The organism is Rhodococcus sp. CH91 (assembly GCF_022554085.1).
Classification (GTDB): Bacteria; Actinomycetota; Actinomycetes; order Mycobacteriales; family Mycobacteriaceae; genus Rhodococcus.
The window spans coordinates 116,295-129,755 of the sequence record NZ_JAKFYR010000007.1 but is presented as its reverse complement, the minus strand read 5'-3'; the positions used below and the strand labels follow the sequence as shown (position 1 = coordinate 129,755).

Sequence of the window (13,461 nt, the reverse complement as noted above, 5' to 3'; positions counted from 1 at the left end):
TCACCCGGATCCGGTGTCGCCCTCCCCGGGCACGCGGGCATCGTCGTGGTGCACACGGACGCGGGCATCGTCGTGGTGCACACGGACACCGAGCGCGGACTCCAGTGCCTCGAGTTCGGCGTCGACATGATCGAGCAGCCGGACGAGATCCGGCACCGTGCGACCGCACGCGGTGAGCCCGAAGGCGATCTCGTCGTCGGTGCTCGTGCACGTGATGTTCAGTGCCTGCCCGTCGACGGGCACCGAGAGCGGATACACCGCGTCGACACGTGCACCGTTCCAGTACAGCGGAGTCTCGGGACCCGGCACGTTCGAGACGATCACGTTGAAGGGCGGCCACGGCAGCGCCCGGTTCCCGGTGAGCACCCCGACGGCAAGCGGCGCGATGCCCACCGCGCTCGTCGCGAGGCGGCCGAGTCTCGACATCGAGTGCATCGCGTGTTTGCCCTCGATCATCGACGTCCGCACGGACGCAAGACGTTCCACCGGGTCGGCACAGTGTGTGCCGAGCGTGCACATGAGGACGCCGATCTCGTTGCCCGCCGACTCCCGCTCCTTGCGCAGCGACACCGGAACCATCGCGACCAGCGAATCGTCCGGCAACGCATCGTGTTCGGCAAGGAATTCCCTCAGCGCTCCGCCCGACAGTTCGAGCACCACGTCGTTGACGGTCGCGTCCGCGGCCTTGGCCACCATGCGGAGCCGTTCGAGCGGCCAGGAACGGGCCGCGAACCTGCGCGATCCGGAGATCTGACGGTTCAGGATGGTGCGTGGCGCGCCGAGCGAGAGCGAACCACCGCGGTTGTGCAGGGCGCGGTCGACGGTGCCCACGAGCGCCGGCACGAGCGCCGCGGCCTCGGACACCACCTGCACGGCCTCGTTCACCGTGCCGGTGGCCGCCCGGACGACGGCACCGGGGAATCCGATCGCGGTGCCCATCGGCGAGCGGGTCGCGGACGGTGCCTCCGCGACCGCCCACGGGGCGGACATGCCGGTCCGTTCCGGATCGGTGGTCAACGCGCGTCGTAGCAGACGCATCGCTCCCACCCCGTCGGCGAGCGCGTGGTGGATCTTCACGTACAGGGCGTAGCGACCGTCGGCGAGACCCTCGATCAGATGCATCTCCCACAGCGGGCGGGTTCGGTCGAGCAGGGATGCGTGCAGGCGGGAGACGAGCTCCCACAGGTCGTCCATCGTGCCGGGCGCCGGCAGTGCGTTGAACCGGACGTGGTAGTCGATCGAGAAGCGTGGATCGTCCTCCCACGCCCACTGCCCGAGAGTGAACAGTGAGCGGGTGGGCCGCTTGCGCCACAAGGCCCCGGCCGGCTCCTCGCGGGCGAGCGCCTCGGCGAACATCGCCCGCAGATCGATCGCCTTGTGCCCCTCCGGAGGCTGGAGCAGCAGGAGACCACCGACATGCATGGGGTGATCGCGCGACTCGCCGAGCAGGAACATCGAGTCGGTCGGCGACATCGGTAACCGCATCGTGCCTGACTTCCTCCCCTGCCGAGCATCCGTCACGAGCGACCCCCGACTGCCGTGACCGATCCTGCTGCGTCGATGTGCTGTCAGTTCTACCGCAGAAGGCGCGGCCGCGGGTACCGTCTGGTCCGACGCGTGTTCCGGTATCGCAGCGGACGACGATCCGCCCGCCGGATACCTTCGCAGCCGACCGGGAGGCACCGTGGTTCTCCGACCGTGGAACGGACCGACGTCGGGAGGAATCGCCGTCCTCGGGGGCGGACTCAGCGGGCTGTCGCTGGTCGCCCATCTCGCCGCGGCGGATGCGCGCCCCGGCCCGATCGTGCTGCTCGACGACGGACGCAACGACATCGCCCGGGCCGCATGGGCGTCGTGGACGCGGCGGCCGGGTCTGCTCGATCCTGCCGCCTCGGAATCGTTCGCGCGCATCCGTGTTCGTGCCGGGGGCCGCGATCGGGAACTGTCTCTCGACGAGTACCGCTATCGCGTGGTGCACGGCGCACACCTGCTCGCCGAAGTCCGGCGGCACACCGACCCGGTCGCCGACGTGGGCTCGGTGACCGGGCACGTCACGGAGATCGTGGAGTCCGGATCGGGTCCGTGCGTGCTTCTCGGCGACGGACGCGAGCTGCGTCCCCACTGGGTGTTCGACGCCCGGGGCCCCGCGTCCTCCACGGCCGGCGCCGACGCCGCACTCGATTTTCTCGGCTTCCGCGTCCGATCGCGTAGCCCGGTGTTCGACCCGCACGTGCCCGTGCTGTTCGACTTCCGGACCGAGCAGACGGCCGCATCGTTCCTGTACGTGTTGCCCACCGATGCCCAGCACGCCCTCGTCGAGCACACCTGTTTCACCGATGCCACCGGCCCCGCGATCGAGTTCGCGGCCCATCGTGATGCGGTGTGTACCTATCTCACCGACGTCCTCGGCCTCGACGGCGGCAGCGTCGACGCCGAACCCGCCGAAGGGGGCAGGCTTCCGCTGACCACACACCCACCGGACCGGGTACAGGGCCGTGTCGTGCGGGTCGGTGCGGCGGCCGGGTTGCTCGAGGCGTCGAGCGGATACGCCTACGAACGGATCCAGCGGGACAGCGAAGCGATCGCCCGCTCGTTCGCCCTGCACGGCCATCCCTGTGATCTACCGAAGCGTGCCGCCCGGTTCACGCGTTACAACCGCGCGCTGCTGCGGGTGATCGTCGAGCATCCGAACTTCCTCGAGGAGATGTTCGCGAAACTCTTCGCGCGGGACTCGGCTGCCCCTGTCCTGCGTTTCCTCGACGAGGACTCCTCGGTCCGCGATGAGGCGACCCTGTTCGCCTCCCTGCCGGCCGGGCCGCTGATCCGCGCGATGGCGCACCGCTGAGCTCGCGGGCGCCGGGTGCGTTGGGGCGCTCGGCGCCGCGGGATCTCACATGTCGAGGCCGAAGTCGAGCACGGTCACCGAGTGGGTGAGTGCGCCCACCGCGAGATAGTCCACGCCCGTGCGCGCGTAGTCGGCCGCGACGTCCAGGGACAGGCCGCCCGACGACTCGAGACGCGTCTGCGGCGCGCGGGTGTTGCGGCGCTGCACCGCGATCTGCGTCTGCCACAGCGGGAAGTTGTCGAGCAGGATCAGCTCGACGTTCTCGGCGAGCACCTCGTCGAACTGTTCGAGAGTGTCGACCTCGACCTCGCACGCGACGTCCGGGGCGTGCTCGCGTACTGCGCGCAGCGCGGCGACGACCGATCCCGCCGCCGCGACGTGGTTGTCCTTGATGAGGGCCTCGTCGCCGAGTCCCATCCGGTGGTTGACGCCACCCCCCGTCCGCACCGCGTACTTCTGCAGCGCGCGCATCCCCGGCAGGGTCTTGCGGCTGTCGCGGATCTTCGCGTCGGTCCCGGCCACGGCGTCGACCCAGTGCGAGGTGGCCGTCGCGATTCCCGACAGGTGGCACAGCAGGTTGAGCATGGTGCGCTCGGCGGTGAGCAGCCCGCGGGTCGGCGCCTCGACGGTCAGGACGGCGTCGCCCGGCGACACCCGCACGCCGTCGGCGACGCGGTCGAGCACGCGATAGTGCTCGGACCCCACCACCTCGTCGAGCACGAGCAGAGCGACGTCGATACCGGCGACGGTGCCGGCCTGTCGCGCGACCACCGAGGCGGTGGCGACGGCGTCGGCGGGCACGGTGGCCTCGGTGGTGACGTCCGGCCCGTACTGCAGGTCCTCGTCGAGCGCCCGGCGGACCAGTGCACGGGTCTCGTCGAGGTCGAGCCCGGCGGGCAGCGCGGTGGTCATCTCAGTTGGCTCCTGTCAGTTCCGGTGTGGTGAAGATCGGTGCGCCAGCGGCGTCGAGTCGCAGTTCCGCACTGCGCGCCTGCGCGGGGTCGGTGTCCCGGTGGTCGCTGCGGGTGTGGCATCCGCGCGACTCGGTGCGGCGCTGCGCGGCGAGCAGCAGCGCCCTCGCGGTGACGGTGAGCGCCGCATCCTCGAGGCGAACCGCGTCGATGGGCCGATCCCCGCTCGTCGCGTCGTCGAGGTCGGTTGTGGCGGTGGCCAGCCCGTCGCCGTTCCGCACGACGAGCGCGTGTCGTGTCATGACCTGCTGCACTCTCGCGCGATCACAGGAGACCGGGTCGAGGTCGGGGATCTCGGTGGCTTCGCTGGGGATCCCGGCCCGCTCGAGCGCCGCGGCCGTTCCGGCTCGTTCGCCGAGGACGAGCCCCTCGAGAAGGCTGTTGGAGGCGAGCCGGTTCGCGCCGTGCAGGCCTGTGCGCGCCACTTCGCCGGCCGCGTACAGGCCGGGGATGCGGGTGCGGCCGTGCACGTCGGTGACGACGCCGCCGCACGAATAGTGCGCGGCGGGAGCGACGGGGAGCAGATCCCGGCCGGGATCGAGTCCCGCCTCGGCGCACATCGCGGTGATGGTGGGAAACCGGGCGGCGAATCCGGTGAGGTGACGCGCGTCGAGGTAGACGTGGCTCTCGTCGAGTTCCCGCATTCGGTCGGCGATCGCCCGCGAGACGACGTCGCGGGGTGCGAGGTCGCCGAGCGGGTGCACGCCCTCGGTGATCGACCGGCCGCGGGAGTCGAGCAGCCGCGCCCCTTCCCCCCGCACCGCCTCGCTGACGAGCGGTCGTCTTCCCGTCCCGCCCTCGGTGAACAGCACAGTGGGGTGGAACTGGACGAACTCGAGGTCGGCGACGCCGGCCCCGGCGGCAAGTGCGAGTGCGATTCCGTCCGCCGTGGCACCGGGCGGGTTCGTGCTGCACGCGTACAGCTGGCCGAGACCACCGGTCGCGAGCAGGACCGCGGGGGCATGGACGACCCCGAATCCGCGGGAGTCGAGGACCAGCAGTCCGGTCACTCCGCGGGAGCCGGTGAGGACCCGTGCGGCGGTGGCACCGAACAGGACGGGCAGACCGGCCGCTCCGAGTGCTCGCTGCACCTCGGCGCCGGTCGCGTCACCACCGGCATGGATGATGCGCCGGGTGCTGTGACCGCCTTCGCGGGTGCGGGCGATATCTCCGTCGCCGGCGGTGTCGAAGACGGCCCCGAGATCACGCAGGGCTGCCACCGCGTCCGGGCCGGCGGAGACGACCGAGCGCACGGCGTCCTCGTCGCACAATCCGCCGCCGGCGGCGAGGGTGTCGGCGACGTGGGCGTCGACACTGTCACCGACCGGGGCGACCACGGCGATGCCGCCCTGGGCGTACTGGGTGGCGGTGTCGGTGGGTCCGCCCTTGCTGACGGTGAGCACCCGTCCTCCGCGGCGGGAGGCGGCGCGGGCCGCCGTGAGCCCGGCGACCCCGCCTCCGACGACCACGAGATCCGCGTGGTCCTCCCAGGCGACGGTGACGGACGTCGTCACTCGCCGCTGCCCGGGTTACCGATGGCGATCATGCGCTGCACGGACAGCCGGGCACGCTCGGCCACCGCCGGGTCCACGTGGACCTCGTCGCGCCCTTCCTGCAGGCAGCGCAGCAACGCCGCGGGGGTGATCATCTTCATGTAGGGGCACGACGCGCGGTCGTTGACCGGCTGGAAGTCGATGCCCGGAGCGGCCTTGCGGAGCTGGTGGAGCATGCCGACCTCGGTGGCGACGAGGACCTGCTTCGCGCCCGTCTCGCGGGCGGCGTCGATCATGCCGCCGGTGGAGAGGATCTTGACCTTGTCGTCGGGCACGAAGCCTTCGCCGGCGAGGTAGAGCGCCGAGGTCGCGCAACCGCATTCCGGGTGGACGAACAGGTCCGCCTCCGGGTGGGCCTTGGCCTGGGCGGCGAGTTCGTCGCCGTTGATGCCGGCGTGCACGTGGCATTCCCCGGCCCAGATGTGCATGTTCTCGCGGCCGGTGACGCGCTTGACGTGGGCGCCGAGGAACTGGTCGGGAAGGAACAGCACCTCACGGTCGGGGTCGATGGAGGCGACCACGTCGACGGCGTTGGACGACGTGCAGCAGATGTCGGTCAGGCCTTTGACCTCGGCGGTGGTGTTGACGTAGGAGACGACGACGGCGTCGGGATGGTCGGCCTTCCACTCGCGCAGCTGGTCGGCGGTGATCGAGTCGGCCAGAGAGCAACCGGCGCGTTCGTCCGGGATGAGCACGGTCTTGTTCGGGCTGAGGATCTTCGCGGTCTCGGCCATGAAGTGGACGCCGCAGAAGACGATGGTGCCCTCCTCGGCCTCGGCGGCGATGCGCGAGAGTGCGAGCGAGTCGCCGACGTGGTCGGCGACGTCCTGGATCGCGGGAAGCTGGTAGTTGTGCGCGAGCAACGTGGCGTTGCGCTCACGGGCCAGCCGACGGACCTCCTCGGCCCACTCCGGCGTCGCCTCGACGCCCGTGTAACCGCCGGGGCCGTCGACGATGGTGGCGGCTCCCGCCCACTCGGTCGTGGTCATGGCCTTGCTCCTTCGAGGGGTGTGTCGTCCCGGCGGGCTGCACCAGGATTTCCGTGTTCGAGGTTTTCGACTTAGGATCGAAAACATGTCACATAGTAACACCCGTCACGAAGTGCTCATCGCCGTGTTCCAGGTTCGCCACTTCGAGGACGGCTCCGGAAGACGTCGGGACGAGCCCGAACTCGGGGTGTTGCTGTGGCAGCGCGCTCTCGACCCGCAGGCCGGCACATGGTCGCTCCCCGGCGGGCAACTCCGGAACGACGAGGACCTCACGGCCTCGGCGCGGCGGCAGCTGGCCGAGAAGGTCGACGTCCGCAAGGTCGCGCACCTCGAGCAGCTGTCGGTCTTCTCCGACCCGCACCGGGTGCCCGGCCCCCGCACCATCGCGTCGACCTATCTCGGGCTCATTCCCCTCACCTCGGACCCGCAACTGCCACCCGACACCGCCTGGCATCCCGTGTCACAGCTTCCGGAGATGTCCTTCGACCACGGGGTGATGGTCGCGAACGCCCACGCGCGCCTGGCCGCGAAGCTGTCGTACACGAACATCGCGTTCGGATTGGCCCCCGCCGAGTTCTCGATGTCGACGCTTCGCGACATCTACTGCGCTGCACTGGGATACGAAGTCGACGCGACCAACCTCCAGCGCGTACTCGCCCGCCGCGGGGTACTCACCCGGACCGGCAACACGGCGCCCTCCGGCAAGACCGGAGGACGGCCGCCGGCGCTCTACCGATTCACCGATTCGCAGCTGCGTGTGACCGACGAGTTCGCCGCCCTGCGGCCGCCGGTGTAGATCCCGGGAAACGGGATCAGAAGGGCCTTCCCAGGATCACCGCGAGCAGTTGCAGCGGCATCGTCAGGTACATCGATCCGACGAAGATCGCGGATCGCACCGGATCTCCGGCCAGATAACCTTCACGGATCCATTCGAGAACATCGACCGAGCCCATGCCCACCCTCCCCTTGCTCGTCATACGGTTCGACGGGATTGTCGGACAAGGGGGTTCGATCGTTACAGACCGACTGTCGTGTCGAGACCGCCCCGGGCGGGGAGAATGACCGTATGGGCACCACCTCGAGTGAACTGTGGACGATCGGCCACTGGACGTGCCCGAAGGAGGTCGTGCTCGACACCCTCGCGTCGGCGGACATCGAGACGGTCGTCGACGTCCGCAAGATGCCCGGCTCGCGCCGCAGCCCGCAGTTCGATGCCGACGCGATGCCCTCCTGGCTCGACAGCGCCGGCATCGGGTATCGGCACTTCGAGAAACTCGGGGGCAGGCGGCCACGGCAGCGGGACATCGATCCGGCGATCAACGCGGGCTGGCAGAACGCGAGTTTCAAGAACTATGCCGACTACACCCTCACCGGCGAGTTCGAGGACGGTCTCGCAGAACTCACCGCCCTCGCGTCGGCGCAGCGGGTCGCGATCCTGTGCGGTGAGCCGATGCCCTGGCGCTGCCACCGATCGCTGATCGCGAACACGCTCACCGCCCGTGGATGGACCGTCGTGCACCTGATGAACGGCGCGAAGCCGAGACTCCACGAGCTGGGGCTGTGGGGCGCGAAGCCGACCGTCGGCCCCGAGGGTGTCGTGACCTATCCCGCGGCGGATCCGGAGCCCGGCCGGTCACCCGGCCCGGGGCGCCGCTCCACCGGGACGACCACCTCGTTGCGGCGGCGGAACGGGAGGGTCCAGGGCGGGTCGTAGAACCAGGCGACGGGTTCCCCCGTCGGGGCCCACTCGGTGTCCGCGAGCGCACGTCGCAGGTCGGCGGTGTGCGCGGTGACCGCGGCGGCGTCGCGGTCACCGCTGAAACGCAGTACCGCGACCGTCTCGCCGGGGAGTTCGACCAGCCTCACCTCCCGGTTCTCCGGAGTGGGCAGGGCGTCCATCGTCCGCTCCGACGGCATGAAGAACCGGATGCGGCGCGAGTCGTCCGGCTCGGCGGCCTCGGAGACCGGTGCGGTCATCGCGATCTTCGAGTTGCCGGTGTTGCCGCCGAAGATGTACCCGGCCAATCGCCGGAAACCCGTGTCGCGGGCACTTCCCGGACCGGCCGGCACGACCGTCTCGGCGGCGATGCGTGGACCGTATCGACGGATCTCGAGGCCGTGGGTCCTGTCCTCGGTCGCATACCGAGGCTCTTCCGTACCGGTGCGGATTCCCACCAGCGAGCCCAGCCCTTTCGCCGTGTCGCCGACCATCGACATCACCCGCATCACGGCCTCCCGTCGTACGCCTGACTCCAGATATACGAGCCGTTCGCCGGGTTGTCACATCCCGCCGGCCATCGGCCGGCCGGCAGACCCACCCTTGCAGCGACCCGACCGGACGGAAGACGGGGTCTCAGCGCTGTTCGATCGCGAACGAGTCGACGGTCCCGTGCCGCGAGCACCGCGCCCACCATCCGTCCGGCGCGACCTGCACGATCATCCGCCGACCGCACTGCGTGCAGAAGCGGGGCGGTTCGAGCCCGAGTCGCACTGCGGCGGAGGGAGTACGACACGCGCCGTCGACGATCGTCTCGCCGGTGAACGGGTCGAACATCAGATCGTCTCGCCGAGGGCCTTGAGCGGCATCTTCAGCTCGCCGAGCAGGTCGAGATCCGTTTCGGCGGGACGGCCGAGCGTCGTGAGGTAGTTGCCGACGATGACGGCATTGATGCCGCCCAGGATGCCCTTCCGGGCACCGAGGTCGCCGAGGGTGATCTCCCTGCCGCCGGCGAAGCGGAGGATCGTGCGCGGCAGCGCCAGCCGGAACGCCGCCACGGCCTTGAGCGCCTCGGTCGCGGGCAGCACCTCGAGGTCCCCGAAGGGAGTGCCGGGACGGGGATTCAGGAAGTTCAGCGGCACCTCGTCGGGTTCGAGAGCGGCCAGCTCCGCCGCGAACTCCGCCCGCTGCTCGACACTTTCACCCATCCCGAGGATGCCGCCGCAGCACACCTCCATGCCCGCCTCGCGCACCATGCGCAGGGTCTCGAAGCGTTCCTCCCAGGTGTGGGTGGTGACGACCTTCGGGAAGTGCGACCGTGCGGTCTCGAGGTTGTGGTTGTAGCGGTGCACACCCATCGCGACGAGACGGTCGACCTGTTCCTGGGTGAGCATGCCGAGCGAGCAGGCGATCTGGATGTCGACCTCGTTGCGGATCGCCTCGATGCCCGCGGCGACCTGGGCGAGGAGCCGGTCGTCGGGACCGCGCACAGCGGCCACGATGCAGAATTCGGTGGCGCCGGTCTTCGCGGTCTGCTTCGCGGCCTCCACGAGCGACGGGATGTCGAGCCGCGCGGCACGCACCGGGGAGGCGAACAGTCCGGACTGTGAGCAGAAGTGGCAGTCCTCGGGGCAGCCACCGGTCTTGAGACTGATGATTCCCTCGACTTCCACCTCCGGCCCACACCAGGCCATACGCACCTCGTGTGCGACTGCCAGCAGGTCGTCGATGTGCTCGTCCGGCAGCTGCAGCACCGCGAGGGTCTGATCACGATCGAATCCGATTCCGCGACCGAGCACCTGGTCGCGAGCGGTGTCGAGGATGTCGGTGCGTGCGGGTGCCTGGGTCACTGCCGTCTCCTGATGTGACGAGGAATTGAACATCGTTCAATTGAACGGCGTTCAGGTTAGGGCGAGCCGTCCGATACTGTCAAAGGCACGGATCCGCCGGCGCGGATTCACGGCGGATCACCACCGTCGGCCCGGGAGAAGCAGGAGCGAAGAAGCAGTGCAGTTGCGACGCGGCGACGTCCTCGACGGCGCCATGGCGATCCTCGACGAGTACGGACTCGGCGACCTGACGATGCGCAAGCTCGCGTCGTCGCTCGGCGTCCAGCCCGGCGCACTGTACTGGCACTTCCCCAACAAGCAGACCCTGCTCGGCGCCATGGCCGACCGTATCCTCGACGGCGCCGACGAACCCTCCACGAGCGAGAGCTGGGACGACGCGATCGCCGAACTCGCCCATCGTTTCCGGGGCGCGTTGCTCGCCCACCGCGACGGCGCGGAACTCGTCGCCTCGACCTATGCCTCCCGTCTCACCACCTCACGAGCACGTGACGCCTTCGTCGCCACCGCGGAACGCGCCGGTCTGTCGCGGGCCTACGCCGAACTCACCGGTTACGCACTGCTCCACTACGTCCTCGGCCACACGGTCGACGAACAGTCCCGGGCGCAGCTGGCCGAGCTCGGCGCGCTCACGCACGCGCCCCTTTCCCCCGATGTCGCCACCGCGCAACCGGCCGGCGCCGACGCCGACCTGCTCGACGGCGACCCGGCCGTACGATTCGAGTTCGGCCTGCGCTTGCTGATCGACGGCGTCCGCGCTCGCCTGGCGAGCCGTGCGACGTCCTGATCGCCCCGCACCTGTCGGACCACTCCCCTACCTTCGACGCTCGTGACCACGCCCTGGACCCTCCAGCAGATCAACGCCGTCGCGCCCGATCCGTCCTCGATGACGGCGGCGCGCGGCGTGGCTGCGGCGTGGGCCGAGACCGGCCACGACGGTGCGGTGCTGTGGGGACTGTGCCGCGGACGCGGCACGACGCCCTACCGCACCGCGATCGATCCGAACGCGCCCGCCTTCCTCTGCTCGTGCCCGAGCCGGAAGGTGCCCTGCAAGCACGCCTTGTCGCTGCTCGTGCGGTGGTCCGAAGGCGCGCTGGCCGCGGGTGATCCGCCCGCCTTCGTCGTCGAATGGCTCTCGGCCCGGGCCGCTGCCGCCACGATCCCGGACCCGCCGGCCGACGAACCGGTGAAGGTGCCCGATCCGGCGGCCGCCCAGCGCCGCGCCGAACGGGTCGCGGCAGGACTCGAGGACCTCGACCGGTGGCTCACCGACCGCATCCGGCACGGTCTCGGTTCGGTCGATCACGGTTACGACACCTACGAGGAGATCGCCGCCCGCATGGTGGACGCCCAGGCGCCCGGCGTGGCCTCGAGCCTGCGCACGCTGGCGTCGGTGGTCGAGCGCGACGAGGACTGGCCCGCCCGCCTGCTCACCGAATATGCACGTCTGCATCTGATGGTCGTCGCGTACCGGCAGCGCAACGAACTGCCCGGTCCGCTCGTGCGGTCGCTCCGTACTCACCTCGGGTTCGGTGTCCGCGTCGAGGAGGTGCGCGCCGAACCCGCGGTGCGCGACCGCTGGCAGGTCCTCGCGACGCGCATCACCGAGGAGAGCCGCATGTTCACCCGCAGGATCTGGTTGCGAGGACGTGCTACCGGCCGGTGGGCACTTCTCCTCGACTTCGCGCACGGCACGGCACGGTTCACCACCTCGATGCCTGCCCCGGGTTCGTCGATCGACGCAGACCTGCACTTCTACCCCGCGTCCGCCCCTCTACGTGCGGTGCCGGGTCGCCGGCACTCGGATCCGGAGCCGTTCACGACACTCCCGGCGACCGATCTGGACACCGCACTGGACGAGTACGCGCGCATGCGGGGAGCAGATCCGTGGCTGCGCGCATGGCCGGTTCTGCTCGGCTCCGTCGTGCCCGTCGACACCGACGACGGCTGGTTCGTCGTCGACCGGTCCGGACGCGCCGTGCCCATCACCGGCGACGACGACGGCCGATGGCGGCTGCATGCCGTCGCAGGCGGGCATCCGGTCACCGTCTGCGGCGACTGGGACGGGGTGTCGCTCACCCCGGTGTCACTGTTCACCGAAGGATGCGTGAGGACCTGGTGACCGGAACAGTCCCCGAATCGCTCACCACAGCAGCACTTCTCGGAACTGCGCGATCGACGCCGGATTTCGCCTCGCTGCACACCGCCGAGGCCGCCGCCGATCTCGCCGGCGACCACGCTTCGGCCCTGCTCGCGGCTGTGGCCCTGGAATCGGCCTTCCTCACCGCGGCGACCGTGCCCGTCGTCCGCGACCTGCCCGCACCCGCTCCGGACGACGACCGTCCCGTCCTTCCGGGCGCTGCGGCCGAACGTCTGCGTGCACTGCTCGCGGTGCGCTCCCCCCTGCTCGACGAGTGGTTCGAGGTGGCCGCGCGATTCCGGGCGTCGCACGACATCGTGGTCGACCTGCTGGCCGTGGCGGCCACCGACGCGGTACACCGCGACCGGCTCGTCGCCCTGACCGGGACGCGGGGACGCTGGGTGGCCTCACGCAACCCGGAGTGGGTGGATCTGCTGCCTCCGGATCCGAACGACGAGACAGCCTGGCACGACGGTCCGCCCGCTCGCCGCCGCCGATGGTTCGAGGCGTCGCGGGCGCACGATCCGGCGGCCGCCACGGCGATGCTCGCGGCCTCGTGGAGTTCGCACACCGCGGGCCGGCGCGCCGAGTTGCTGGCACTGCTCGAGGTCGGTCTCGGCCCGTACGACGAAGAACTGCTCGAGCACGCTCTCGACGACCGCAGCAGCAAGGTCCGTGCCGTGGCACTCGACCTTCTCCCCCGTCTGCCCGCCTCGGGGTTCGCGTATCGCATGGGGGTGCGTGCGCAGCAGTGGGTGCGCATCGACGGGTCCAGCCTCACCGTCGAGGTACCGGATCGCCTGGATCCGGACGCCTTGCGCGACGGTCTCGGCGACGCTCGGGCTCACCGGGCGGAAGATCTGGTCGCTGCGGCGGTCTCCGCGGCGCCGCTGTCGCTGTGGCCCCGTCCGGGAGGCGGCAGCGCACCCCTCGAACTCGACATCGACGAGCGGTTGCGGGCGGCTCTGACGGAAGCCTGGGGCGTGGCGACCGCCCGGCAGCACGACGGCGAATGGGCTGCGGCGTTGCTGCGCTGCACCAGCGCCGTCGACGTCTCGGTCGCACGGGTGCTGCCCCGCGAGGTCCTGCTGACGCATCTTCGACAGGCACCCGCCGCCAGGATGCTCGACGGCGGTCTGCTCGCCGCTCTCCCGGCGCCGTGGCCGCACGACGTCGCCGAGAAGGTGCTCACCGCGCTGTACACGACACTGACGACGACCCCCGTCGTCCGCGATGTCCTGGCTCTGCTCGCGCACCGGGCGCCCTTCGATCTCGCCGATCTGCTCGCCGACGCCGCGAACCGCACCGACGATCTCGGGCGCCTGCACCTGTTCGCAAGCGCAGCCGACATCCTGACTCTCCGCAAGACGATCCACGAGGAGCTGAGTTGACCGACGCC

Annotated in this window: 14 protein-coding genes; 6 read left to right on the top strand and 8 right to left on the bottom strand. The window is 70.3% G+C overall.

Annotated elements, in window-relative coordinates:
* Positions 1 to 1,485 (bottom strand): WS/DGAT/MGAT family O-acyltransferase, encoded by a 1,485-nt coding sequence (locus MOM01_RS15055; protein ID WP_241386226.1) that lies wholly within the window; start codon positions 1,483 to 1,485, stop codon positions 1 to 3.
* A 199-nt stretch (positions 1,486 to 1,684) separates the two neighbouring features.
* Here MOM01_RS15055 and MOM01_RS15050 point away from each other — a divergent pair, with 199 nt between their 5' ends.
* The gene (locus MOM01_RS15050) at positions 1,685 to 2,845 is read left to right on the top strand and encodes a lycopene cyclase family protein (protein WP_241386225.1); all 1,161 of its coding nucleotides are present in this window, start codon (positions 1,685 to 1,687) and stop codon (positions 2,843 to 2,845) included.
* A 45-nt stretch (positions 2,846 to 2,890) separates the two neighbouring features.
* Here MOM01_RS15050 and nadC read toward each other — a convergent pair whose 3' ends face one another.
* From nadC to nadA, 3 genes are read right to left on the bottom strand one after another with little or no spacing between them, the layout of a single operon-like run.
* Entirely contained in the window at positions 2,891 to 3,757 is an 867-nt protein-coding gene (nadC, locus tag MOM01_RS15045; protein ID WP_241386224.1) for a carboxylating nicotinate-nucleotide diphosphorylase, read from the bottom strand.
* 1 nt (position 3,758) lies between these two features.
* Positions 3,759 to 5,330, bottom strand: a complete 1,572-nt coding sequence (locus tag MOM01_RS15040) for an L-aspartate oxidase (RefSeq protein ID WP_241386223.1) — start codon at positions 5,328 to 5,330, stop codon at positions 3,759 to 3,761.
* Positions 5,327 to 6,358 carry a quinolinate synthase NadA gene (gene nadA / locus MOM01_RS15035; RefSeq protein ID WP_241386222.1) on the bottom strand — a complete coding sequence of 344 codons (1,032 nt, stop codon included), beginning with the start codon at positions 6,356 to 6,358 and terminating at the stop codon, positions 5,327 to 5,329. Before nadA ends, MOM01_RS15040 begins: the two co-directional genes overlap by 4 nt.
* Positions 6,359 to 6,443: 85 nt before the next feature.
* Here nadA and MOM01_RS15030 point away from each other — a divergent pair, with 85 nt between their 5' ends.
* The gene (locus tag MOM01_RS15030; protein ID WP_241386221.1) at positions 6,444 to 7,154 is read left to right on the top strand and encodes an NUDIX hydrolase; all 711 of its coding nucleotides are present in this window, start codon (positions 6,444 to 6,446) and stop codon (positions 7,152 to 7,154) included.
* 16 nt (positions 7,155 to 7,170) lie between these two features.
* Here MOM01_RS15030 and MOM01_RS15025 read toward each other — a convergent pair whose 3' ends face one another.
* On the bottom strand, positions 7,171 to 7,335 hold the full coding sequence (locus MOM01_RS15025; RefSeq protein WP_241386220.1) for a hypothetical protein: 165 nt from the start codon (positions 7,333 to 7,335) through the stop codon (positions 7,171 to 7,173).
* An 89-nt stretch (positions 7,336 to 7,424) separates the two neighbouring features.
* On the opposite strand from MOM01_RS15025, the gene MOM01_RS15020 reads away from it, so the two are divergent.
* The gene (locus tag MOM01_RS15020) at positions 7,425 to 8,072 is read left to right on the top strand and encodes a DUF488 domain-containing protein (protein ID WP_241386219.1); all 648 of its coding nucleotides are present in this window, start codon (positions 7,425 to 7,427) and stop codon (positions 8,070 to 8,072) included.
* Here MOM01_RS15020 and MOM01_RS15015 read toward each other — a convergent pair.
* The 3 genes from MOM01_RS15015 to bioB all read right to left on the bottom strand — a co-directional run bounded on the left by MOM01_RS15015 (position 7,961) and on the right by bioB (position 9,925).
* On the bottom strand, positions 7,961 to 8,584 hold the full coding sequence (locus tag MOM01_RS15015; RefSeq protein ID WP_241386218.1) for an SOUL family heme-binding protein: 624 nt from the start codon (positions 8,582 to 8,584) through the stop codon (positions 7,961 to 7,963). The two genes, MOM01_RS15020 and MOM01_RS15015, sit on opposite strands and share 112 nt — an antisense overlap.
* A gap of 127 nt (positions 8,585 to 8,711) precedes the next feature.
* Complete coding sequence (gene bsaP, locus MOM01_RS15010; protein ID WP_241386217.1) at positions 8,712 to 8,912, bottom strand: biotin synthase auxiliary protein BsaP; 201 nt, start codon at positions 8,910 to 8,912, stop codon at positions 8,712 to 8,714.
* The gene (gene bioB / locus MOM01_RS15005) at positions 8,912 to 9,925 is read right to left on the bottom strand and encodes a biotin synthase BioB (protein ID WP_241386216.1); all 1,014 of its coding nucleotides are present in this window, start codon (positions 9,923 to 9,925) and stop codon (positions 8,912 to 8,914) included. Before bioB ends, bsaP begins: the two co-directional genes overlap by 1 nt.
* Before the next feature lie 157 nt (positions 9,926 to 10,082).
* Here bioB and MOM01_RS15000 point away from each other — a divergent pair, with 157 nt between their 5' ends.
* The 3 genes from MOM01_RS15000 to MOM01_RS14990 are packed head-to-tail and all read left to right on the top strand — an operon-like array spanning position 10,083 to position 13,453.
* A complete protein-coding gene (locus MOM01_RS15000; protein ID WP_241386215.1) occupies positions 10,083 to 10,709 on the top strand; it encodes a TetR/AcrR family transcriptional regulator C-terminal domain-containing protein in 627 nt (208 codons plus the stop codon).
* 42 nt (positions 10,710 to 10,751) lie between these two features.
* On the top strand, positions 10,752 to 12,044 hold the full coding sequence (locus MOM01_RS14995; protein ID WP_241386214.1) for an SWIM zinc finger family protein: 1,293 nt from the start codon (positions 10,752 to 10,754) through the stop codon (positions 12,042 to 12,044).
* Positions 12,041 to 13,453: a DUF5691 domain-containing protein gene (locus tag MOM01_RS14990; RefSeq protein WP_241386213.1), complete on the top strand. Its 1,413-nt coding sequence runs from the start codon at positions 12,041 to 12,043 to the stop codon at positions 13,451 to 13,453. The genes MOM01_RS14995 and MOM01_RS14990 overlap by 4 nt, the downstream gene beginning before the upstream one ends.
* Positions 13,454 to 13,461 lie beyond the last annotated feature (8 nt).

Coding starts and splice junctions, on each gene's coding strand:
- MOM01_RS15025 (WP_241386220.1), bottom strand. CDS start 7,335: ATGACGAGCAAGGGGAGGGTGGGCATGGGCTCGGTCGATGTTCTCGAA.
- MOM01_RS15020 (WP_241386219.1), top strand. CDS start 7,425: ATGGGCACCACCTCGAGTGAACTGTGGACGATCGGCCACTGGACGTGC.
- nadA (WP_241386222.1), bottom strand. CDS start 6,358: ATGACCACGACCGAGTGGGCGGGAGCCGCCACCATCGTCGACGGCCCC.
- bsaP (WP_241386217.1), bottom strand. CDS start 8,912: ATGTTCGACCCGTTCACCGGCGAGACGATCGTCGACGGCGCGTGTCGT.
- MOM01_RS15015 (WP_241386218.1), bottom strand. CDS start 8,584: ATGCGGGTGATGTCGATGGTCGGCGACACGGCGAAAGGGCTGGGCTCG.
- MOM01_RS15055 (WP_241386226.1), bottom strand. CDS start 1,485: ATGCGGTTACCGATGTCGCCGACCGACTCGATGTTCCTGCTCGGCGAG.
- MOM01_RS15030 (WP_241386221.1), top strand. CDS start 6,444: ATGTCACATAGTAACACCCGTCACGAAGTGCTCATCGCCGTGTTCCAG.
- nadC (WP_241386224.1), bottom strand. CDS start 3,757: ATGACCACCGCGCTGCCCGCCGGGCTCGACCTCGACGAGACCCGTGCA.